The organism is Prevotella sp. DNF00663 (assembly GCF_001553265.1).
Taxonomy (GTDB): Bacteria; Bacteroidota; Bacteroidia; order Bacteroidales; family Bacteroidaceae; genus Prevotella.
In genome coordinates this window covers 128917-153316 of sequence record NZ_KQ960593.1, presented here as the reverse complement: position 1 = coordinate 153316, position 24400 = coordinate 128917, and the positions used below count along the sequence as shown (strand labels likewise).

19 protein-coding genes are annotated in these 24400 nt (G+C 43.9%); 3 read left to right on the top strand and 16 right to left on the bottom strand.

The window, feature by feature from the left end:
* Window positions 1–79: 79 nt before the first annotated feature.
* The 9 genes from folD to HMPREF3034_RS01870 all read right to left on the bottom strand — a co-directional run bounded on the left by folD (window position 80) and on the right by HMPREF3034_RS01870 (window position 9415).
* Window positions 80–958 carry a bifunctional methylenetetrahydrofolate dehydrogenase/methenyltetrahydrofolate cyclohydrolase FolD gene (folD, locus tag HMPREF3034_RS01910; protein ID WP_036895780.1) on the bottom strand — a complete coding sequence of 293 codons (879 nt, stop codon included), beginning with the start codon at window positions 956–958 and terminating at the stop codon, window positions 80–82.
* A 52-nt stretch (window positions 959–1010) separates the two neighbouring features.
* Window positions 1011–2360 carry a signal recognition particle protein gene (gene ffh / locus HMPREF3034_RS01905; protein ID WP_036895782.1) on the bottom strand — a complete coding sequence of 450 codons (1350 nt, stop codon included), beginning with the start codon at window positions 2358–2360 and terminating at the stop codon, window positions 1011–1013.
* Window positions 2361–2747: 387 nt separating this feature from the next.
* Window positions 2748–3701 (bottom strand): endonuclease/exonuclease/phosphatase family protein, encoded by a 954-nt coding sequence (locus HMPREF3034_RS01900; RefSeq protein ID WP_062432693.1) that lies wholly within the window; start codon window positions 3699–3701, stop codon window positions 2748–2750.
* A 2-nt stretch (window positions 3702–3703) separates the two neighbouring features.
* Window positions 3704–4489: a prephenate dehydrogenase gene (locus tag HMPREF3034_RS01895; RefSeq protein WP_036895786.1), complete on the bottom strand. Its 786-nt coding sequence runs from the start codon at window positions 4487–4489 to the stop codon at window positions 3704–3706.
* Window positions 4486–5553, bottom strand: a complete 1068-nt coding sequence (locus tag HMPREF3034_RS01890; RefSeq protein ID WP_062432690.1) for a bifunctional 3-deoxy-7-phosphoheptulonate synthase/chorismate mutase type II — start codon at window positions 5551–5553, stop codon at window positions 4486–4488. Before HMPREF3034_RS01890 ends, HMPREF3034_RS01895 begins: the two co-directional genes overlap by 4 nt.
* A gap of 13 nt (window positions 5554–5566) precedes the next feature.
* The gene (locus HMPREF3034_RS01885; RefSeq protein ID WP_062432687.1) at window positions 5567–6748 is read right to left on the bottom strand and encodes a pyridoxal phosphate-dependent aminotransferase; all 1182 of its coding nucleotides are present in this window, start codon (window positions 6746–6748) and stop codon (window positions 5567–5569) included.
* 58 nt (window positions 6749–6806) lie between these two features.
* Window positions 6807–7637, bottom strand: a complete 831-nt coding sequence (locus tag HMPREF3034_RS01880) for a prephenate dehydratase (RefSeq protein ID WP_036895789.1) — start codon at window positions 7635–7637, stop codon at window positions 6807–6809.
* A 304-nt stretch (window positions 7638–7941) separates the two neighbouring features.
* The gene (locus HMPREF3034_RS01875) at window positions 7942–8823 is read right to left on the bottom strand and encodes a tetratricopeptide repeat protein (protein ID WP_062432684.1); all 882 of its coding nucleotides are present in this window, start codon (window positions 8821–8823) and stop codon (window positions 7942–7944) included.
* 1 nt (window position 8824) lies between these two features.
* Complete coding sequence (locus HMPREF3034_RS01870; protein WP_231725584.1) at window positions 8825–9415, bottom strand: Tat pathway signal sequence; 591 nt, start codon at window positions 9413–9415, stop codon at window positions 8825–8827.
* Between the two features lie 196 nt (window positions 9416–9611).
* Between HMPREF3034_RS01870 and HMPREF3034_RS01865 the strand changes: the two genes are divergently transcribed.
* Window positions 9612–11135: a DUF438 domain-containing protein gene (locus tag HMPREF3034_RS01865; RefSeq protein WP_062432681.1), complete on the top strand. Its 1524-nt coding sequence runs from the start codon at window positions 9612–9614 to the stop codon at window positions 11133–11135.
* Between the two features lie 276 nt (window positions 11136–11411).
* On the opposite strand, the gene HMPREF3034_RS01860 is transcribed toward HMPREF3034_RS01865, so the two are convergent.
* Together HMPREF3034_RS01860 and HMPREF3034_RS01855 are read right to left on the bottom strand one after the other, a co-directional pair.
* On the bottom strand, window positions 11412–11927 hold the full coding sequence (locus tag HMPREF3034_RS01860) for a DUF6646 family protein (protein ID WP_036895794.1): 516 nt from the start codon (window positions 11925–11927) through the stop codon (window positions 11412–11414).
* Entirely contained in the window at window positions 11924–13372 is a 1449-nt protein-coding gene (locus HMPREF3034_RS01855) for a hypothetical protein (RefSeq protein WP_197421713.1), read from the bottom strand. Before HMPREF3034_RS01855 ends, HMPREF3034_RS01860 begins: the two co-directional genes overlap by 4 nt.
* Before the next feature lie 191 nt (window positions 13373–13563).
* On the opposite strand from HMPREF3034_RS01855, the gene HMPREF3034_RS01850 reads away from it, so the two are divergent.
* Window positions 13564–14217 carry a hypothetical protein gene (locus tag HMPREF3034_RS01850; protein ID WP_052052700.1) on the top strand — a complete coding sequence of 218 codons (654 nt, stop codon included), beginning with the start codon at window positions 13564–13566 and terminating at the stop codon, window positions 14215–14217.
* 13 nt (window positions 14218–14230) lie between these two features.
* On the opposite strand, the gene HMPREF3034_RS01845 is transcribed toward HMPREF3034_RS01850, so the two are convergent.
* Genes HMPREF3034_RS01845 through metA form a run of 3 tightly spaced genes read right to left on the bottom strand, consistent with a single transcriptional unit; the run spans window position 14231 to window position 18004 of the window.
* The gene (locus HMPREF3034_RS01845) at window positions 14231–15238 is read right to left on the bottom strand and encodes a hypothetical protein (protein WP_036895801.1); all 1008 of its coding nucleotides are present in this window, start codon (window positions 15236–15238) and stop codon (window positions 14231–14233) included.
* Window positions 15228–17078: a peptidase U32 family protein gene (locus HMPREF3034_RS01840; protein ID WP_036895980.1), complete on the bottom strand. Its 1851-nt coding sequence runs from the start codon at window positions 17076–17078 to the stop codon at window positions 15228–15230. Before HMPREF3034_RS01840 ends, HMPREF3034_RS01845 begins: the two co-directional genes overlap by 11 nt.
* Window positions 17079–17086: 8 nt before the next feature.
* Complete coding sequence (gene metA / locus HMPREF3034_RS01835) at window positions 17087–18004, bottom strand: homoserine O-acetyltransferase MetA (protein ID WP_036895803.1); 918 nt, start codon at window positions 18002–18004, stop codon at window positions 17087–17089.
* 542 nt (window positions 18005–18546) lie between these two features.
* On the opposite strand from metA, the gene HMPREF3034_RS01825 reads away from it, so the two are divergent.
* The gene (locus HMPREF3034_RS01825; RefSeq protein ID WP_036895981.1) at window positions 18547–20025 is read left to right on the top strand and encodes an alkaline phosphatase family protein; all 1479 of its coding nucleotides are present in this window, start codon (window positions 18547–18549) and stop codon (window positions 20023–20025) included.
* A gap of 254 nt (window positions 20026–20279) precedes the next feature.
* Here HMPREF3034_RS01825 and HMPREF3034_RS01820 read toward each other — a convergent pair whose 3' ends face one another.
* Window positions 20280–22313, bottom strand: a complete 2034-nt coding sequence (locus HMPREF3034_RS01820; RefSeq protein ID WP_062432731.1) for a M13 family metallopeptidase — start codon at window positions 22311–22313, stop codon at window positions 20280–20282.
* Between the two features lie 38 nt (window positions 22314–22351).
* Window positions 22352–24307: an ABC-F family ATP-binding cassette domain-containing protein gene (locus HMPREF3034_RS01815; RefSeq protein ID WP_062432678.1), complete on the bottom strand. Its 1956-nt coding sequence runs from the start codon at window positions 24305–24307 to the stop codon at window positions 22352–22354.
* Between the last annotated feature and the right edge of the window lie 93 nt (window positions 24308–24400).

Genomic DNA, 24400 nt, shown 5'->3' with positions numbered 1-24400 from the left:
CATCTCTCATCACTGAGAAATGGTCCCCCAAAAATTAGAGAGTTATAAAAAAAATCAAGTTTTCTTTGTTTGTAATGGCTTAACGGTAGAATTCTTTTTTGCCTGCTGCCAAGGTGTTCTTCATCAATGAACAAATGGTCATAGGACCAACGCCACCCGGTACGGGAGTAATGAATGAACACTTGGGGGATACTTCGTCGAACTTCACATCCCCATTCAGGCGGAATCCACTCTTGCGAGTAGCATCAGGAACGCGGGTTGTTCCCACATCAACGATAACTGCACCGTCTTTTACCATGTCGGCCGTCACAAAGTTAGGACGACCAATTGCAGCAATGATAATATCTGCTTCTCGACATTCCTCTTTCAAGTTAGCCGAGTGACTGTGGCAGACTGTCACTGTTGCATCACCATATTGTTTCTGCATCATCAACTGTGCCATGGGTTTACCCACGATATTACTGCGTCCCAACACCACACACTTCTTACCGCTAGTCTCTATGTTATAGTGCTTCAATAGCGTGATGATGCCAAGCGGAGTGGCACTGATGAAACATGGAAGACCAATAGCCATACGCCCCACATTAACAGGATGGAATCCATCCACGTCTTTGCGATAGTCTATAGCCATGATTATCTTCTGCTCATCAATATGTTTCGGCAGAGGCAACTGAACGATAAAGCCGTCTACATCGGCATCTTTATTCAGCTTATCTACTGTTGCCAGTAGTTCATCCTCTGTCACTGTATCTTCAAAACGAATCAGGGTTGACTTGAAACCACACTGCTCACAGGCGATAACTTTGTTCTTTACATAAGTCTCAGAACCACCATCATGCCCTACCAAAACAGCAGCTAAGTGAGGTTGTTTGCCACCTTCGGCAACAATTCTCTTTACTTCTTCTGCTATTTCAGCCTTTATAGCCGTAGCCGTAGCCTTTCCGTCAATCAGCTGCATATCGTCAATTATTGTTCTATTAGCTTTTTACTATAATCTCTTAACTTCCGTCTTACATCTTAGGCATACCCGGAATATTCATTCCTTTCATTCTGCTCATCATGCCTGCCATACCATTTCCTGTCACCATCTTCATCATCTTGCGAGTCTGGTCGAACTGTTTAATCAGTCGGTTTACTTCTTGTATATCAGTACCGGAGCCTTTTGCAATACGTTGACGACGACTTTGGTTCAGTATTTCGGGGTTGGTACGCTCCTTAGGAGTCATACTCTTGATGATAGCTTCAATACCTTTGAAAGCATTATCGTCTATATCTACATCCTTGATAGCCTTGCCTACACCCGGAATCATGCCTGCCAAATCCTTTAGATTACCCATCTTCTTGATTTGCTCTATCTGTCCGAGGAAATCATTGAAGTCGAATTTGTTCTTTTGAATCTTCTTCTGGAGCCTGCGAGCTTCCTCTTCATCGAACTGTTCCTGAGCACGTTCAACAAGCGAAACGATGTCACCCATGCCCAAGATACGATCGGCCATACGCGAAGGATGGAACACATCAATAGCTTCCATCTTCTCTCCTGTACCGACAAACTTGATAGGTTTCGTCACAACCGTGCGGATAGAGAGAGCCGCACCACCACGAGTATCACCATCGAGCTTCGTCAATACGACGCCATTGAAGTCCAAACGGTCGTTGAATTCTTTTGCCGTATTCACAGCATCCTGACCAGTCATGGAGTCAACTACAAACAAAGTCTCATCCGGATTCAACGCTTGTTTCAAATTAGAGATTTCGTTCATCATCTCCTCATCGACCGCCAAGCGACCCGCAGTATCCACAATGACAACATCATAGCTCTTAGCTTTTGCCTCCTTGATGGCATTGTTGGCAATCTCAACGACATTTTTGTTCTCCGATTCTGTATATACAGGTACGCCCACCTGCTCTCCAACGACCTTCAACTGTTCGATAGCTGCCGGACGATATACGTCACAAGCCACGAGCAAAGGTTTCTTATGCTGCTTGTTTTTCAACAAGTTGGCCAACTTACCACTGAACGTTGTCTTACCGGAACCTTGCAAACCGCTCATCAATATGATAGCCGGATGACCGGACAAATTCAATTCAGAGGCCTCACCTCCCATCAAATCAGCCAATTCATCGTGCACTATCTTCACCATCAACTGGCTTGGCTTCACAGCTGTGAGTACATTCATACCCATCGCCTTGGTCTTTACCGTGTCGGTGAATGTCTTAGCTACCTTATAGTTTACGTCAGCATCAAGCAATGCACGACGCACATCCTTCAAGGTTTCGGCCACATTTATCTCTGTGATTTTGCCTTCACCTTTTAGTATTTTAAACGAGCGCTCAAGTCTGTCGCTTAGATTTTCAAACATAATTTCTTATAGACTGCAACTACATGTTATAACTCTCAATCTGTCTTATTTGCAGAGTGATAACAAGGATTCTTTATAAAATTCACTGCAAAATTACCTTATTAATAGGCAAAAAAAGAATAAAAAACAATGTTTTAAATTATTTTAAAACACTAAAAGCGACATTCTGCGCATACACCCCTATTTTGAGCGTATTTAAATAAGAATTATTTTATAAGTTCATCATATTCATCTGATGAGATAAAAGAATTACTCTCAACTGACTGCAAAGGCGAGGCAACATTGCTGTAAAGCCTCTGCAGTAAAACTGAAAAAGCCCTGCAGTAACACTGTAGAGACTTTGCATTAAATCCATATTACCAATACGTTACAGCTATTATATTTACTTTATTCTTCAACTCCGACTCTAAAGCGAGCTATCAAAGGCAGATGGTCGCTGAAACCATTGTTATATTGGCCCCCATTGAAATTACGTCGAGGTTGCAGTCCGCCATACTTCTCATCATCGGTCAATAAAAACGGGGCATCAAAGATGTAGCAACTATCCAACAACAACTGCATCGAGAGGCTACAAAATATATGGTCTAGACTCCCCCACTTGCCTTTATAACGGTATGTTCCTTTTGCTCCGTGCATGCCGATAACATTCTCTGACACGTCTTGTAACCCTCGTTCACCGATATACATCAGACTTTTATCACCCACATAGTCATTGAAGTCGCCTGCCACAATGATACGTACACGAGGAGACAGAACACGAATGGAATCTACAGAAGCCATCAATCGCTCAGCTACAGCCATGCGAAACGGACGAGAATGCACCTCACCACCCGACCGACTAGGCGCATGTACTACGAACACATGGAGCGTATCATCGTCTATCAATAGCCCCGAAACATAAAGAATGTCGCGTGTCGGACGCATATTCTTTATTGGTTGGATGCGGATAGAATGGTGATTGATGGGACGAAACGCAAAAGGTGAATACATCAAAGCCACATCAATACCTCGCTCATCGGGCGAATTGGTCATAATATATTCGTAGCGTGCTTTGCGCAAAAGTGACCGTTTGGTGAGGTCGCGCATCACCGTATCGTTCTCTACTTCGCACAATGCCACCATATCGGGCAACGTCCAACCTGCCGAATCGCCTCCACAAGCAATGATTTCCTGCCCAATGTGATTAAGTTTACGCCAGTATCGAGCATTGTTCCAATAATGATAACTATCCGGCAAAAACTCCGTATCGTTCTTGAGAGAATCGTGTTGCGTATCGAAAAGATTCTCCGTATTCAGCTCTACAAATGTGAAAATGCTCAGTAAGAGGGTCAACAACGCCATCTTTATGCTAAATCTTGCTTCAGATTTTTACGAATCTTGGTGAGATAGGACTTCATTCCACTCGCATCTTTCTTATCTATTATCTCCAATAATTCCTTTAATTCCGTGCGAATTTGCGACACTTGGTCGTGTGTATAAGGGTTGAAAAGAATCTCTTGTAATAGATAATCGTCCTCAGAGAGCACTCCACGAGCTATGCGCATGTGGCGTTTAAAGGTAGTACCCGGTGCATCTTGATGCTTCATCACAGCCGCAAAGACAAACGTACTCACAAAAGGAATACTCAAAGAATAGGCTACCGTCTCGTCATGTTCTTGGAAAGTGTACTCGTAGATATTGAGTCCCAGTCGCTGATACATATCCTTAAAGAAGATACGTCCCATGTAATCGCCCTCGCTAATGATGATGGCGTTCTCCTCACTCAGTTGATTAAGGTTGGCGAAAGTAGGTCCGAACATCGGGTGAGTGCTCACATACGGGCGCCCACACTGCTCATAAAACTCTTTCAGTCCGGTCTTAACACTAGCTATATCACTAATGATACAGTCATCATTCAGGTAAGGTAATATCTCTTTAAAAGCACTGATGGTATACTTTACGGTCACCGCATTGATGACAAGTTCGGGATTAAACGCCTTCACCTCATCCAGTTGAGTGAACCGTTGACAGTTATAAGTGAAGCGCATACGTTGCGCATCGCGCTCATATACAGCAACCTCGTGCTCAAAACTAAGCAGGTCGATGAAGAAACTCCCCATCTTACCTGCACCCATGACTAATATTCTCATTTCTGATTGACTATTTCAAGTTGCTGACGAACACTCTCTTCATGTATCTCTTCAAAGATATGAGCCACACTTTCAGCGCTCAATCCACACAAAACACCCTGTGCTCCACGCTTCTCTAAGATTTCGTTGTAACGATTAGACTGCAATACTGTCATGTTGTGTTCCTTCTTATACTGTCCTATCTCGCGACAAACACGAAGTCGTTTGGCCAAAAGTTCCATCAATTGGTTGTCCAAATCGTCTATCTGACTACGTAGTTGGCGTATTCCTTCGGTCGTAGTATGCTCGTCACGGATAACCAACAAGTTCAGAATATAGTCGAGTACATCGGGCGTAACCTGTTGCAATGCATCGCTCCAAGCCGTATCCGGCGTGCAATGGCTTTCTACTATCAAGCCGTCGAAGCCCAAATCCATAGCTTGTTGGCACAAAGGAGCAATCAAATCGCGGCGTCCTCCGATGTGACTGGGGTCGCAAACGATTGGCAATGCAGGTATGCGACGATGGAGTTCGATGGGGATTTGCCACATCGGAAGATTGCGATAAATCTTCTTATCATAGCTGGAAAAACCACGATGGATAGCTCCCAACCGTTTAATACCAGCTTGATTGATACGCTGTAAAGCCCCTATCCATAGTTCTAAGTCGGGGTTTACGGGATTCTTAACAAACACCGGGATATCAATACCTTTCAAACTGTCGGCCAAAGCTTGCACAGCGAAAGGATTGGCACTGGTTCGTGCGCCTACCCACAAAATGTCTACACCATACTTCAAACACAATTCTACATGTTCAGGTGTAGCAACTTCGGTTGCTATCAACATACCGGTTTCTTCCTTAGCAGCCTTCAACCAAGGCAAAGCTTGCTCTCCACATCCTTCGAAACCACCCGGTTTGGTACGAGGTTTCCATACTCCGGCACGGAACATGTGGCAACCTTTGGCAGCCAACTGCTTGGCAGTGGTCATCACTTGTTCCTCTGTCTCGGCCGAACAAGGACCAGCCATCACTATCGGACGTTCTTGATCACTAGGCAATGTAAGGGGTTCTAATTCTAATTCCATATTTTATTGTATTTTAATTCGTTGTTGATAATGATATTCTTTGGATTCTTTCCAATGCTTCCTGTATCTTTTCGTCCTTCGCACAAAGGCTGATTCGAATATAACGTTTACCGTTGTTGCCAAAGATAAAGCCCGGAGTGATAAACACCTTTGCCTCATGTAGTACTCTTTCAGTGAGTTCTTCGACATCCTGATACGTCTCAGGTATCTTGCCCCAAAGAAACATTCCCACCTGTTGAGAATCGAACTCACAACCTAACGTGGTCATGATTTGCTCGGCAATATGGCGACGGCGACGGTAAACATCTATATTATATTCTTGATGCCAAGCCTCATCGTTAGTCTGATAAGCCTCGGCTGCCGCCATTTGAATGCCTCGAAAGGTGCCGCTATCGATATTGCTTTTCACCTTAAGTATCCAATTGATGAACGTAGAATTGCTTGCACAGAGCCCTACACGCCACCCCGGCATGTTGAAACTTTTACTCATAGAGTTGAATTCTATGCAACAATCCTTTGCTCCGGGAACCTGAAGTATGGACAACTTCTCACCCTCATTCAATATAAAAGAATAAGGATTGTCGTTCACAATGACGATATTATGCTTCTTAGCAAAAGCGACCAAACGCTCAAAAGTTTCCCGACGAGCATTTCCACCTGTCGGCATGTGCGGATAATTCACCCACATCAACTTAACACTTTCAAGGTTCATCTGCTCCAACTCATTAAAGTCGGGCTGCCAACCATTATCTTCTCGCAGATTATAATTGCTGACGTTGGCACCCAACAGTTTGCTCAATGAGGTATAAGTGGGGTATCCCGGATCGGGAACGAGCACCGAATCACCCGGATTGACAAACGCCAACGTGGTATGAAGTATCCCTTCTTTACTACCTATCAAAGGCTGAATCTCGGTTGCCGGGTCTAATTCTACATGATACCATTTGCGATAAAAGGCAGCCATAGCGTTGCGTAGCTCCGGTATTCCCACCGTAGGTTGATAACCATGTGCCGATGGTTGTTGTGCTACCTCTATCAGTTTATCCACCGTTTGCTTCGATGGTGGCATGTCGGGAGAACCGATTGCCAAACTGATAACATCCTCACCATTGACATTCATCTTTGCAACTTCTTTCAGTTTACGACTGAAATAGTATTCTTGTACTTCGTTTAATCTATCTGCCGGTTGTATCATTGTCTCTATATTTTTATTCTTTTATCACATAAAACTTCTCACTACTCACTCTTAACTCCTAACTTTCACAATATTCTCCCAGCACGGTGAGTTCTTTTACCAAGGGAGTTATGGCATCTATCGACTGTCGGTATCGTGTCAAATTGTTGAATGTGAGGTCTATATAGAACAAATATTCCCACTCATGACCGATAATTGGCAACGACTGTATCTTCGTAAGATTGATGTTATAGAAACTCAATATCGTCAGTATCTTACTCAGACTACCTTCTTCATGAGGCAGAGAGAATACCAAGTTCGACTTGTTCGACTTCTCCAAAGAGCGTAGGAAATCAGCCTTCTGTGGCGTACTCACAACCAAAAAGCGCGTATAGTTGTGCTTATTATCGTGAATATCTTCTTGTAAGATACGCATTCCGTACAGCTTGGCAGCATACGTTGAACAGATAGCAGCCCATCCATGGACTTGATGCTTGGCTATATATTCGGCCGAGCCTGCGGTATCTTCCGCCTCAACAGCTTTCATTTCAGGATGATTAGCAAGGAATTGTCGACACTGAGCAAGGGCAACCGGGTGGGAATGAACCTCTGTTATGCTGCTCCAATCGTCGTCAGGCAAACAACATATAGCATGTTCTATGTGCAGCTTATGCTCACCAACAACCGTCACACCTGAGTTACGAAGAAGTTCATAATTATGTAGCAAACTGCCGGCAATGGTATTTTCGATAGCCAACATACCAATAACAGTAGGGTCACGACGAATGTTTTCAAACACTTCTTCAAACGTTCCACAACATATTAATTGTATCTGTTCGCCTTCAAAGTATTGATGTGCGGCAATGTCATGAAACGAACCACGCTCTCCTTGTATTGCTATTCTCTTCATATCTGGTTTTCTCTATACTCCGGATAAGTTTATTCCGGTAAAACAAAAACGGTCCTCACTCTGATAAGCGGGACCGTTTCGTTATTTCGTTTGTCTTTTTTCTTAAGTTAAAATCTACACGCAACTTCCCGCTTCACAATTTCTTGCAAAGTAAAAATAAAAGTAATAAAAAGATGCATAAGACTTATTCATGCTTTATTTCTTTATTCTGTTGCGTTTATATTTGCCTACAAAAGTAGAATAATAATTTTATCTATCCAAGAAAAATGCTCAAAAATATGGCACACAAACTACAATTCGATATTTAGAAGCCATACGGATTGTTCGCCCGATATTTATTTTCCATCTTCTGTTGAAGTGTTCCCGGCTCATTTTCATCAGCTTGCTGGGATATTCCCGATGCTACTGCCAGTTCCTGAGCCTGCTGTTCGTCGGCTTCAGCCTCAGCTATCTTACCTACCAATCGAAGCATACCTGCACGTTCTTGGAATGCTGCTTGACAGAAAGGATTAACTCCTATTACCTTATTATAATAAATAATAGCATCCTCGGTATTTTCTCGCTTTGCCTCTATTCTAGCTTTCAAGAGCAACACATCTTCATTTTCAGCCACATGCTCCAGCAACCATTGCACGTCTTCATCGGCTTCGGTGAGTGCATCTTCTTTCAAATGTATTTCGCCACGAAGCAAGTAAGCATCGCCATATTTATCGTTCAGACCAATAGCCTTGGTCAACATAGCCACCGCGTTTGAGCTATCTCCCTGTCCCATACAAGCCTGTCCATAGAGATAATGTACCTCTGCACTGTCATTATCTATCAACAATGCCTTCTCACAGGCATCACCCATAGCCTGATAATCGTCCATCATATAGGCCACATTTGCCATTCTCAAAAGAATCTTTTGGTTGTCGGGCGCCTTCTCAGCCATCTTTTGCAATTGCTCATAAGCCTGTAATGGCTCATTGACCATCATGAAAGTCTGCGACAGGTAATCCCTTATCTCCAAGTCTTCCTGTCTCTCCAGCGCATGCTCGAAACAACGAATGGCATACGAAGCATTCCCTGTCTTCATAGCACGAACACCATCATACTTCAGCACCTCGAAATCTTTCTCTTCTTGGTGCTTCTTTTCTTCCTCACTATCTTCGGTCTTTCCACCGAACAAAGCCCTTAAAAAATTCATTCTATTTTAGTTTTTCATAAGCACTTACAGGCACAATATCGGTGCGTTCCCACTTAGGCCAACTGCTACTCTCAATATATTTTTCACCTGCTTTACGGTACGACATAAAGAAGAAACGTGCATTGATATAGCCATCAGTGCCATCCTTAGCCAGTACATAACAATAAGCACGCTTGCGATATCCCGTTATCTTGCCTCCTTCTTTTACCGCCGTATTCAACCATTCCACCTGTGGAACAACAGCGCTAACAATTGTTGCATTGGGATATTTCTTCTTAAAAGCAGCCGTTGACAAGTCTATCAAGGTCTTATCATCACTGGGATTACCCTTCGCAAAGAGGTCGGTAGTATAGATTGGCATATATTTTACGCCATCAATTTCCTTCAAATCAGCATCTTTATCCACTCTATCATCAAATCCTATGGCGTCACCCAACTCGTGTCCGGCATTTACCATTGTCGTCTTTGTTTTCTTCCAGAACTTTGAAACCTTCTTACCAAAGTTCTCCTTCTGCGTCGTATTCTGTGCATGCACCGGCATACCAATCAGTAAAAGTGCTGCTAAAAATCCCATCACTGTTTTCTTCATCATTGTTATGCTTATTAGTTAGTTGGGCAAAAATAGCAAAATCCACCTGATACACCAAACTTATTCAATTTTATTAGGAAAAACTTCATTTGTATAAATTTAACACCTCGGAGTCACATTTGTTACTCATTCCTATCCAACTTTATACTTATATTTGCATCATCAAACATCATAAACGTCAAAAAAGGAATATAACCGTATGGCAAATTCAATGAAAGAACATCTTCCGGAGATTGAACAAGAAAGGATGAAGGCGTTGCTCGACATCGAGGAGAAATACGAAACCGGTGCATTATCGCTCGAAGAGGCTAAAAAAGAACTGGCTTTGCGCGTGGGTAAAATACACCCTTACCACATCGCCTTCGTAGAACAGAACATGATGGAAGCCGACGATGACGAATGCGTACGCGTGGATATGCGCATGACACTGCAACTACTAGATGGCATCCTTGACACTTCGCGCCCCGAACTTCCACCTTCTCATCCGCTCATGCACTACTATCGGGAGAACGACGAGATGCGCAAACTACTCTTGGCTGTAGAAGATTTGATTCAATATCCGATGATTAAGAACCAATGGCTGGAACTTTACGACCGGATAGGGCAGTACCCTATTCACTACAAACGTAAACAAAACCAGCTCTACCCGATGTTGGAGAAGAAGGGATTCACACGCCCTACAACCACCATGTGGAACTTCGACGATATCGTAAGAGACGAGATACGCGACTCACAGAAGCTCCTTAACGAAACAGACGAGGATAAATTCATCGCACTGCAGCGCACGCTCATCGACCATTGTCGCGACTTGATGGAGAAAGAAGAGGCCATCCTCTACCCCACTTCGCAGGCTCTGATTACCGAAACAGAGTTCGAAGAGATGAAAGAGGGCGACCAAGAGATTGGGTTTGCATTCTTCCAAGTGGAACATCCTACTGCAAAAGCAGAGCCGAGACACGCCGCTGCCGACGGATTCGCAGCCGAGTTACAGCAACTCTTGGGCAAATATGGCTACAATTCGGGGAGTAATGACAAGCTCGACGTGACTACCGGAAAGCTCACACTCGACCAAATCAACCTCATCTATAAGCATTTGCCCATCGACATATCGTTTGTCGACGAGAACGAATTGGTTTGTTTCTACTCGGACACCGACCACCGCATATTCCCTAGAAGTAAGAATGTGATAGGCCGGGAAGTGATGAATTGCCATCCACGCAAGAGTGCCCACATCGTAAGAGAGGTGATAGACAAGTTGCGGAGCGGCGAGCAAGACCGCGCAGAGTTTTGGATTAACAAGCCCGATTTGTTTATCTACATCATATACATAGCTGTGAGAGACAAAGAAGGAATGTTTCGTGGCGTGCTAGAGATGATGCAAGACTGCACACACATACGCTCGCTCGAGGGTTCTCAGACACTGCTTACATGGGCCGGAGAGACGCCTGAACCTGCTACACAAACCGTGGAAGATGAGGCAGACGACACAGAAGGGGTGGACGAAATCACTCGCAAGACCAGACTCAAAGACCTGCTGAAACAGTATCCCGGCTTGAAAAAACGCTTACCGGAGATTGCACCGGAGTTCAAAATGCTCAGTTCGCCGCTCGGAAAGATTATCGCCGCCAAGGCCGATGTACAGATGATGAGCGACCGTTCGGGTCTGAAACTAGACTACTTGATAGCCCAATTGGAACGTCTCACAAGCGAATTGAAACAATAGTTTCTCACACTTGGTCGGTTGCAAAGGCCATGCAGCGTCATTGCAAGAGCCTGACAGCAATGCCGCCAAGGCTAGACGGCGATGCTGCCAAGGCTCTGCAGAGAATTAACAGACGCGCTGACAAGCTGACGAATTAACGATTCGGGGCAACAAGACGACCTAGCCGAGATTACGATATAAGAAATGATAAAAACAAAAAGAGGGGGCTTTGCCATTTGCTACCAAGCATCCGGCATAGCTCCCTCACTGTTTTTGGACATTCAGTCCTTATTCTTCTTAATCTATATTGATAGTCAATCCCAAAGAAACTTGTATCTTACGCGTATATAAACTTGGAAAATCAGTTATGCGCTCAAACGTTCTTAGTATATTATATTGCGCTTGTGCATACAGTCCAAAAGTTTCATTGAGACTATAACGAAGCCCACTGTGCACATCAAATACACGAGACCCTATGCCCACACCGGTATAGAAATCTATTGTGGAAGGCAGCTTGAGTGCATCGTCCCAATGTATATCGACAGGAAAAGACAGGTCAACACCATTAACAAAGTCTGGTTCGTCGTCAGATTCAGACTTTCCTATAAACAACACAGAGCCTTTCATACCCACTGATACCCAATCACTCATGCCCCAATCATAGCACAATTCTACACCCGAACGGCCACCTACATTGAGATAACCGGCCGAAATCTTTCTGTCCAAATCGCCATCATAGGCTTGGGCAGATGCAGAAATCGAGATTCCTAAAAGCAGTATGATGAAAGCTATATATCTATACCAAGTTCTCATTTGATGGTGTATTTATTCACGTAAACAACCTTACGACGATCCCCGGTCTGCGTATTTTTAACCACATGTGTGCCGTATACCAAGAAGTTGTCGCCATACCAGTGACTCGAATTAGCATATTTGCCCTTCTTTACTTTTTCGTCTTCATTGTCGGTTTCGATGACTTCCTCCGTACGATCTTTGACTACCGCACCGGTTTGGTTATTAAACAGCTTCATCACAATGCGTTTCTTATCAGCAAATAGCATCTTAGCTCCGGCATCACTCAGACTAGTCGAAATAAATCTCTTGACGTAATATGGTTTGGTACGAGGTGCCATCTCAAAGCTATTATCCCACACCACATCACCTTGAGGATTGAATTTCACAAGAATAGCATGCGTATAGGCATAGCCATCGAACTCTCGAACCCATGTCCTACCAATCATCACCATTCGATAAGTGGGGTAATAAGCCTCACCAAGATAGAAATAATCCTTCCCATCGCTCATAATCTTGTGCGATGCCATGAAGTAGTTCCGCGTATATTCCTTACCCTCTTTAGCTTTCTTCTCTTTCTTTCGTTCTATCTTTTTCTGAGCCCTTTCACTCATATAATCAGCAAAATGCTTCAAATCAAGATAGTTATAGAACTTCAAGAAGCTAAAATTCCAGTCCTTCAGCTCACCGAAATAGATACCCTGCGAGCCCACTTTCTTCGTAGCATAGGTTCCTGTAACAAAGTATTTGTTACCGACTTTCGAGATAGAAGCAGACACTAGCTCTTGGTCGATATCCTTTGTAAGCAGCGTAGCACCCAACTGTTTACCTTGCATATCGATACGTGAAAGATACACTTCGCGTTCCGCACGCACGAAAGCATAGACGATTCCATCTATCACCTGCGTCTCCAAGATAAACACATTCTTGTCTTTTACTCCCTCAAAGTGAATATCGGCATACTTGCAATCACCCGTCTTCATATCGATAATACCCACACGCTCCAGTTTCTTCACGGTAGAACTGAACACCGCATAGCCGTCGACAATCTGTATATTACGCATGGTACCCTTCTTAGCATACTCACCTTCAGTCATTTTAACCTTACGCGTTTTAGCATCAAAAGCCAAGATGGCAAATTCACCACTACGTTCTCTCAACACCGTATAGAGAGTTCCGGCATCAAATATATTAGAGTGGATGTACATACGCTTATCTACCAACAGCGAATCAGTGCTGATTGGCTTCATTGCTGTAGAGAAAAATTGCATCTTAAAAAATCGCTTCCCATCTTTAGAATCTTTGGCAAAAGACTGTACCATCAATCCCTTATCCTCCATCGGGACAATGTTCTCGTCTTCATAATCATCTTTTGCGCTGAACTCCAAACGCCCTGTTATTTGCGCAAAGCTACAGCCCAAGGAGCCAAACAGCACCATACACATCAACAATAAAACCTTTTTCATGTCTACACTTTGATTTAGTTATAAATTTCATTGGCAAATATAGGAAATAAAAGAATTGCATCCAAGCAATTCTAAAACAATAATTTACATCTTCATCTAAATGTCGTATGATTAGTTCCAAATAAGTGCAAATTATCACTAAAGTTGTTTGTAGGTCTTGGTTTTTATTTTCTAAAAGTCTAACTTTGCCCATGATGAAAAGAAAGGTACTCATAGTAACTATCCTACTTGGACTTTGTACTATTAGCAAAGCCCAACAGACCGCAGACACCACAGCCACCGTGCTGCAGCCGCCTGTACCAATGTCATACGCCATGACACCTTATCATTATTATGGGTGGGGCCTCCATAAGGGACTGAACGTCCAATTAGGCCTTTCCGCTTTTGCTACTTTTGGCAAAAATGTACCCCATCGTGGAGGCTTCACACAAAGCTTGAGTGCAACTTACCTGACTCCGCTGACCAAGAATAATAAACTTTGGCTGGCAGCAGGAGGCTATGTTCAGAACATCAACTGGGGTAGCGACTCCTATAGAGATGGGGCTCTTTATGCTGCATTAGGCTACCGTTTCAACGAACATTGGGAAGCTTGGGTGTATGCAAAGAAGAATATAGCCAACAATTATGGTAATCGTTACTCTTCATTCTACCATCCCGGCTATTGGTATCATGGTCCCATGGGCGGCATGGGAATGTTTACCGGTGACGCAGATGTAGTTGGAGCAGCTGTGAAATACAACATCAATCCAAACATTTCTATCCAAGTGAATGTGGAAGGAGCGCATTACAACAACAAAGACTTCCAGTATTTCGACCAATACAACTACCCTTTAAGCAAGCCTTAAAGCCAAAATAATATCAATTATTCATCGCTCCACAAGACGGACAGCGCCCTTTCTTCGACATCAGAGCACCACAATTCCCGCACGTATAACGCACATATCCCGTCTTCAAATAGCATTTGAGGGCGAAATAGAAGTATAGTACAAGCAGTGGATAGCCTATATAATATAAGGTAGTAATGCTAAACACGATGTAATCGGCAGCACAAACTGCAGCCAATCCACTTAGATATGTGAGCGCAGCTCCAAACTTTAACTGGTGACGAGTATCGTCAAAAGCAGCCAATCCCACTATCAACATGGCCCAAACCAAAGCAAGAAAGATGCCAAGGATAGGCGGAACAGAGAATGGATTCAACGTGGGATGGAAATAGAAATGCCTCCATGTATCGGGCGCAAAGAGTTGAATACTTGCATACAGAGTCGCAGCTGTAGCCACAACAAGTGTCAACAATGTAGGATAAAACGAATTAATATCACGCAAATGTACGATACGTGCTCGCTGACGAAGTATCCTCCGCAACCAATAAACGACTCCGATGATACTGATGACGACCAAGAATATGAGCAAATGGACATCGGAAAAAGTGGAGATAAATTGTGAAATGGGATCATCGGGCACCACCTTTGGCATGAGTTTCGACTCATGTATCCATCCAAACGTATTCTGATCACGTGCCAACTGTACCCATACCGAGTCGACAGAATCATTCGGCAGCACCCGAATATCAGCTACAACCAAATGGTCATGCTTATATACGACCACTGAATCTGTCATCAAATCGGACATAGACTCTTCAGGTTGCTGCTGTATCAAGACGATAGAATCGCTCTTAACTACGAAGTTATAGTTGTTGGTATAGTGGTGTGTGCTCTGAAAAGAGAGCGAATCCAGTTGTCGCGCACTGTATTGTACCATTGCATCGGGCTTAGTTCTCTTCTTATGATAGCACGAAGAGACCATCATTATCAATAATAATGGTAATACACTGGCAATGATTCGATGTACCGATTTATTCTGCATAGATGTTCATTTGGCATTCCTTACAATTAAACTCCAACTCAAACCGTCGGCCATCTCCCAACACCAACTTGAGCGGTTCTTTCCATTCGGGTTTTCGTCCGCCATGCTTGACACAATAACCAAGCGAGAAACGAATGCAATGACGGCATTGCATGATCAGCGCATTGGACTTTGGCTCCACTTCAAAGGCCTTCCCTACCCTTGTCATTCCTTGCTTTTCATAAAATTGTTGAGCCAAGTGGTTGCTCACATTATATAAATATAAATGCTTCTTATATTCCGGTGTCCACGCCAAAGAGCCTATTCCTACTTCTTGCTTTTTCTTATTTTTTGCAGCAATCGGCACTTCGGCAACTGATAACTGTTCTACCAATTGCCTACGCATATCAGTTAATACACTCGAAGGCAAGAAGTAACGATCGACTCCATCGGCCACTGTCACCTCATCACAAAGATAGGGTGTATTGCCTAACTTGGATAGTTGACGAATAATATTATCTCGTTGTGGCTTCTGAGCCTCCTGATGTGCGAAGTCTACTGTAACGGTTTTACCTTCGGCCATCAACGAGAAACCATTCTCAGTAAGTCCAAACGACATCTTTATTTTGATTTTCCGCTCGGCTGTTTGTCCCGATAATGTCTTCTCAAATACCACGTCGTTGTTGCGATACAACCGCATTCCGGGCTTTAAATGAGTCGGCATCTTCAACGGGTAAAGCCTGTTTCCCTCTGCTCGATTTACTCGGAAACCTTCCAATTCCCTATTCGTATTGATGAAACAGAATCCGTCTCCATTGGCAAAGTTGGCCGTTCCAGCCACATTGAAGCTGTTATGACGTATTTCTTTCACCGTCCCGACAAACTCCCCCATAGCTTTGGGCGTATCAAAACTAGCTATAGCAGACTTTCGGCCATTCAAGAAATAGTTGGTAAAACCACGATTAAAAGTCTTTTGTAAGTTGGGCTCAAAGTTGTAACTCACCTCACCTCTTGACGCCCTACAATACTTTTCAGGATATTTCTGTACCAATTGATTGAGTCGTTTGCTATAGGCAGAGACCACATTCTTTACATATCCCACATCTTTCAAGCGTCCTTCTATCTTAAACGAGCATGCACCAGCTTCAGCCAAAGGTTCAAGTTGCTCGATTTGGCACATATCTTTAAGCGACAACAAATACCGCTGATGCTCTATCTCACGACCTGTCGCATCTACCAAATCAAACTTCATACGACAAAATTGTGCACATTCGCCACGATTAGCACTACGATTAAAACAATGTTGAGAGGCATAACAAACACCCGAATAACTCACACACAACGCACCATGTACAAAGACTTCCAACTCTACATCGGGATTCTGTTCATGAATAGAGACTATTTCGGCCACCGAAAGTTCGCGTGCTAGCACCGCACGCTCGAACCCAATAGCCTGCAACCACTTCACCTTCTCGGCCGTACGAGTATCACATTGTGTACTGGCATGCAATGCCGGCAACCTCAAATCGGGTTCTTCCTCATGTAATTGTCGGAACATCTCTACCATTCCCATATCTTGCACCAAGACAGCATCTACTCCAATACGAGCCAATTCGCGGATAAGCGACTTTGTATCGGCTAATTCCTGTTCATAAATAATGGTGTTGACTGTCACATAAATACGTACCCCAAACTGATGGGCATACCTACATAATTGTGCAATATCGTCTATAGCATTGCCGGCAGCAACCCTCGCACCGAAGTGAGTGGCTCCGATATAGACGGCATCGGCCCCATGTGCAATGGCAGCCAAGCCACACTCCAAGTTCTTAGCAGGTGCCAAGAGTTCCAACGTACGTATTTTTTCCATCAGCGAATATCGTCTATATTATAAGGAGTCTCCTGATATACGTAATAATTTATCCAATTGTTATAGAACAAGTTGGCATGTGCACGCCAGCTCACAATAGGCTCTAGTGCCGGATTATCATCATGATAATAATTCCGGGGTAACTCTACATCATCTCGAATATTCTTATCTCGCTTATATTCTTTGTCCAAAGTGTCGGGTGCATATTCCAAATGTCCGGTGATAAAGAATTCCCGTCCGCCACGCGCCATCACCACACTAACTCCACTCTCGGCCGATTCCGCGATAATATCCAGTTCGGGATGCTTCTCTATATCTTCACGATGCACTTCTGTATGTCTGCTTTGAGGCATGTTAAATTCTTCATCGAAGCCTCTAAAGATAGGCAATTGCGGTGCTATAGTCTTCTGTTTGAAGATACCGAACATTTTCTTATCCAACCCATATTTGGGCACATCGTAGAAATGGTATAGCCCTGCCATTGCCCCCCAACATAGGTATAGCGTACTCGTAACATGCGTACGAGCCCAATTAAAGATACGAATTATTTCCGGCCAATACTCTACTTCCTCATAAGGCATGGTTTCAATGGGAGCTCCGGTAATTATCATTCCGTCGAACTTCTCGCGAGACAGAGCTTCAAAATCGCGATAAAACATCATCATGTGTTCCACCGGCGTATTCTTCGGAGTATGACTTTTCAACTTCATGAAGTAGATTTCAAGCTGCAAAGGTGTGTTTGATAGCAACCTGACTAAATCGGTCTCGGTCGTTATCTTGAGCGGCATCAAGTTGAGTACCACAATCTTTAGAGGTCTGATTTCCTGATTGTGCGCACGCGTCTCATCCATCACAAAGATATTTTCTTGCTTTAATATCTCTATCGCAGGCAGTCTGTCTGGTAATCGTAACGGCATTTATGTTCCTTTCAATCTATAAAACTCCTCGCAAAGATAGTGCTATTCATAGATATAACCAAATAAAATTGCAGCATCTGAAAGCGCATATTACAATCCAAACTCATTTACTAGTCTACTTAGTAACTTATCCATTACTTCGTTGCAGAGGCACATCAGCGATGCTGCAAAAACCAAACAGCAAGACTGCCTCGACTTGCCAGCAATCCTGCCGTAGCCTTGCAGTAACCTCACCCCGTCCCTCTCGCAAGGAGAGGGAGACTGGTTCGAGCCACTCATTGGATGCTCCATCGCCTTGATTGACAGCAAACACCATATGCTGGAAGCAACAATCTTTGACTGCACCGTGCTAATGTTTCACCTCAATAGAGAATTGAAAATATGAAAAACAGAAGCTATGTATTGGACAAAAACAAAATATAACTATCTTTGTAGAAGCAAAGACTGCACTCGACAATCTGAGAATACATTTTCATTGCGCTCGTTTGCACTTCCTTTGTAAACATATCATGATTATCAGTAATTCTAAAAATCAATATCAAATGAAAAGACTATCTATTTTATTATTAGCATGTTGCGCCACACTTCTATTGTTGGCACAACCTGCACGACCGAAACTTGTGGTGGGACTTGCTATCGATCAAATGCGGTGGGACTACCTTTACTATTATTACGACCAATATGGTAAGGGCGGATTGAAGCGCTTGCTCAACGAAGGGTTTAGTTGCGAAAACACTATGATAAACTATATCCCGACAGTAACAGCCATTGGCCATACATCCATCTATACCGGTTCTGTGCCTGCTCTTCATGGTATTGCCGGCAACAACTTCCATCTAGGTAATAAAAAAGTGTATTGTTGCGAAGACAAAACTGTGCAAACCGTGGGTAGCAATAGCAAGGAAGGGATGATGTCGCCACGCAATATGTGGGCTACAACTATCGGAGACATGCTCAAAATGGCTACCGATGCCAAGTCGAAAGTGATAGGCGTAGCACTCAAAGACCGCGCTTCCATATTCCCAGCCGGTCATGCTGCCGATGCCGCTTATTGGTGGGACCACAGCTCTAGAGGCTATATCACCAGCACCTATTATATGAAGCAACTGCCAGCATGGGTAGAAAAGTTCAACAAGGCCAACCGCCCGGCTAAGGATGTAGACATTACCGGCATTCCCGATGGAGTGACCAGTACATTCAAAATGGCCGAAGCTACCATCAAAAACGAGCAGATGGGTATGCGTGGACAGACCGATATGCTCTGCATAAGTGTATCATCGACCGACATCATCGGGCATAAATACGGCACACGTGGCAAGGAAAACCACGATGTCTATATGCGCTTAGACAGGGATTTAGCAGAGTTTTTCAATTATCTAGACCGCAAAATTGGTCGTGGCAACTACCTCTTCTTCCTCTCGGCCGACCATGCCGGTGCTCACAATCCAAACGTATCACGCAGTCACAACATTCCTGCTGGTGGTTGGGATTATAAAGCTACCATGACAGCACTCAACAATCATCTGCAACAGAAATTCGGTGTAGCCGACCTCTTCAACGACATTTACTCCACAGCGATGTATCTAAACCACGATGTTACCAAGAAAGCCGGCCTTGACGAAAAGGCTGTTAAGGCTGCAGCAGTAGACTATTTGAAGGCCGATTCACAATTTGTATATGTGGTAGATATGGATAACATTGCCTCAGCTCCTATCAATTCCATTGTGCGCGAACGTGCTATTAATGGCTATTGCCGCGGTAGAAGTGGTGAGCTATTAGTTATCCAACGTCCTAACATGCTACCTTTCAAGGTTGCAGCCGACTACATCGGTACGTCACACAGTGCATGGAATCCCTACGATTCCCACATTCCACTTGTATTCATGGGATGGAACGTGAAACATGGCCAGACCTCTACGCCGACCTATATCACCGATATTGCACCCACTGTCTGCCAGATGCTTCACATACAAATGCCTAATGCTTGTGTTGGCAACGCTATATTGAAAGTTGTAGAATAAGAATCTTACGGTATATAAAGAATAAAACCGGCATCTCAACAAGGGATGTCGGTTTTATTATATTGTTGAAGTTTCGCTATCATGCTCAACTTCAGCATTATTTGGAGTAAAACGCCTGTCAGGCGTTGGAGTTACAAAGGGGAGTTAATAGACATTTGTCTGTTTACTCCAAGGCTTTTTGAGGCTTTTACTTCTACTAACTCCTGATGACTCCCGAACATGTCATACTTGAGCTATATTATAGTAGGTATATCTTACCAAAGCTGCAAACGCTCGCTTTCAGGGATAAACATCTTATCTCCCTGCTTCACATCGAAAGCCTTATACCAAGCATCAATATGAGGAAGAGCACCATTTACACGCCATTCGCCCAGTGAGTGAGGATCGCTCTTCACACGGTTACGAATTTCTTTCTCAGTGATATTCTGTCCCCATACACCGGCATAAGCAATGAAGAAACGTTGATCTGCGGTGAATCCTTCTTTAGTTTTCAAAGGCTTCTTGGCTGTAGCATTCTTGTAAGCATAGTAAGCTAACTGAAGGCCTCCGTGGTCTGCAAGGTTCTCACCCAATGTTAATCGACCGTTACCTTTAAGGTCTGGCAACACATTAATATTGCTAAAGAAGTCGGCATACTTATCTGTACGCTCCTTGAAATTGGCTGCATCGCTGGCTGTCCACCAGTCTTTCATATTACCATCCTTATCATATTGACGTCCCTGATCATCGAATCCGTGAGTCATCTCATGACCGATAACCACCCCGATAGCACCATAATTAAAGGCATCATCGGCCTTAGGATCGAAGAACGGATACTGCAAAATACCAGCCGGGAAGCAAATCTCGTTAGTCGTAGGATTGTAATAAGCATTCACTGTCTGCGGAGTCATACCCCATTCGTCACGGTCTACCGGTTTGCCGGCTCTCTTTTCGATATGGCGAGCACTCCAAAATTCGGTACAAGCCATCATATTTTCGTAGTAAGACTTAGCCGGATCAATGATCAATCTTGACATATCTTCCCACTTATCAGGATAACCTATCTTCACATAGAAGGCATCCAACTTTTCATGAGCAGCAGCCTTTGTTGTGTCGCTCATCCAAGTTTGTGCATCTATACGCTGTCCGAGAGAGATTTGTAAGTTGCGAACAAGTTCCTTCATACGCTTCTTGCTTGATTCCGGGAAGTAACGCTCAGCATACATTTTGCCCAACGCCTCGCCCAGAACACTCTCTACTTGATTAGTAGCTTTCTTCCAACGAGGATAATCAACCTTACGTCCACGCATGGTTTTACCAAAGAAATCGAAATTGGCAGCAATCACCTCGTCGCTCAAATAAGAAGCTGACGATTGAATAAGATCCCACTCCATGAGGGCACGAAGGTCGTCGGCAGAGAGCACTGCGGTCAATTTATCGACGCCGGCCATGAATGCTGGCTGTCCTACAACCATCTCTTGGATATAGTCGGCCTTCACACCACGAGCCTTAGACATGGCTTCCAAATCGATACCGGGATAGTTTTCCTTGAACTCGGCTAATGTCATCTTATTGTAATTAGCCTGTGGATCGCGCAGTTCTGTATTACTTTTGGATATCAAAGCCACTGCCGTTTCAAAACGCATGATAGCATCTCGGCGACTTTCGGCTTCTGTCTGAGAGAATCCGAAGAGCTGGAACATACGCACAATGTGCTTCTTATAAGCTTCACGAATATCGGCTGTGGCCGCATCGTTGTCTACATAATAATCTTTCTGACCCAAAGTAAGACCACCCTGATAGATGCTCAGAATATTCATCTTGGCATTTTTGTCATCAGCACCAAACCATGTACTGAATGGAACACCATATCCGAAAGTAGCATACTTGAGTTGCAAAGCCTTCAAATCGGCAATAGTCTTGGCACTTTCAAACTCCTTCATACGGGGCATCACAGGACTAACGCCCTCTTTGTTACGACGAGCAGAGTCCATAGCCAGCTTATAAAGATCGCTCAACTTCTGCTCAGTAGTACCCTGCTTGAACTTCTTCTTGAGGAGTTCATCCAAGATAGAGTTGATACGTTTGTTGTTATCTTCTTGCAACTTGTCAAAACTTCCGTAACGACTATAGGCTGCCGGCAGTGGATTATTCTTCTGCCAACCACCTGTTGCAAACTCATAGAAATCGTCGGCAGGACGCACGGTCTTGTCAAGATTGGCTGCTTTAAGTCCCGTAGCATTCTGTGCCATACTCAATTCGGGCATGGCCACGAAAGCCAACATGGGAACAATCGTTTTTAAATTCATCATTTCGTTATTTGGATTATTGATATATTCGTTAATCATCATGCTTGCAATTCCTCCAATTTCTCGGAGAGTTCCAACCATTTCTCATTCTCTTCGTCGAGCTTACGCTTCACTGCCGTGTACTCAGTAACCAACTCCATGTTGGAAGCATTGGCCGGATCGCAAAGCAAAGTATCCAACTCGGCAATACGCTTCTCCATGGATGCTATTCTCGACTCGCTTTCCTTAACGGCTTTTTCTGCTTTATTAAGTCGTTTTTGTAGCTCTTTACGCTCAGCGTAACTCTCTTTACCGCTAGACAGAATAGGGGTAGTAACTGCTGTATCTGCTTTAGTTGAAACCGTTCGTTCAGCCATCGAAGCATTTTGCAAAGCCTCTCCTACGGTCTCGGCTTGGTATGCTTGCAGATAATCATAGATGCCTCCCAAATGCTCTCTCACCTGTCCACCGCGGAATTCATATACTTTCTCGGCCAATCCATCAAGGAATTCACGGTCGTGACTCACAATGATAGCCGTACCGTCGAAGGCACGTATAGCCTCTTTCAACACATCTTTAGAAGGCATATCAAGGTGATTGGTAGGCTCGTCGAGAATCAACAAATTGACAGGTTCGAGCAATAAGCGAATCATGGCTAATCTGCTACGCTCGCCACCACTAAGGAATTTCACCTTTTTATCAGAAGCCTCACCACCGAACATGAATGCTCCAAGAATGTCGTTGATACGCAGACGCACTTCGCCTTTAGCCACATGTTCTATCGTATCGTACACCGTCAGTTCCTCATCAAGCAACTGTGCCTGATTCTGAGCGAAATAACCAATCTGCACATTGTGTCCGACCTTAAGCTTACCTGTGTATGGTATCTCGCCCATTATACATTTAACAAGCGTTGACTTGCCCTCACCATTCTTGCCAACAAAAGCAACTTTCTCGCCTCGTCGAATGGTTAGGTTAACATGATTAAACACAGTATGAGCGTCATAATCCTTACGTACATCCTCACAAATAACGGGAAAATCACCACTACGTAAGCATGGTGGGAACTTGAGGTGGAGCGCAGAGTTGTCGACTTCGTCTACTTCGATGGGCACAATCTTCTCTAATTGCTTGATACGGCTCTGCACTTGTACAGCCTTCGTGGGCTTATAACGAAACTTTTCAATAAAGTCTTTGATGTCGGCTATCTCCTTTTGCTGGTTCTCATAGGCACGAAGTTGCTGTTCTCGGCGCTCAGTTCGGAGCGTAACGTACTCATTGTACTTAACACGATAGTCTTCGGCACGACCACATGTAATCTCTATGGTGCGATTAGTGACGTTGTTGATGAACGCTCTATCGTGACTTACAAGTACCACAGCACTTGAACTTTGGATCAAAAACTGTTCGAGCCACTGAATAGAATCAATATCAAGATGGTTGGTCGGTTCGTCTAATAGCAATACATCAGGCTTCTGTAACAAGATTTTAGCAAGTTCGATACGCATTCGCCATCCCCCAGAGAACTCGCGAGTAGGTCGTTCGAAATCACTACGTTCAAAGCCTAAGCCCACTAAAGTACGCTCAATTTCAGCCTCATAGTTCTCGCCTCCAAGCATCATAAAGCGTTCATGCTCCTGCGTAAACTTATCAACCAAGGCAGCATAGCTCTCACTTTCGTAGTCGGTGCGGTCGGCCATCTCTTGTTGCATCTTCTCTATACGAGCCTGAAGATTGGTCGTACTCGCGAAAGCTTTGCGTGTTTCTTCGCGCACAGTGGTGTCGTCTTGCAGCTTCATAACCTGCGGTAAATAGCCTATCGTGCAATCATTAGGCACAGAGACAGTCCCGTCAGTGGGCTTCTGAATGCCACATAGAATCTTAAGCATGGTAGACTTGCCTGCTCCATTCTTACCTACAAGGGCAATACGATCATGATCGTTCACAACAAAACTAACATCGGTGAATAGCGGTTTCACACCAAATTCAACCTTCAAACCTTCTACTGAAATCATTATTTAGTACACCTTATTATATTGCAAAGTTACGCTGAAATAATAATATTACAAAATAAATAGTTTGAAAGTTCCCTTTATCTGTTGCATTGA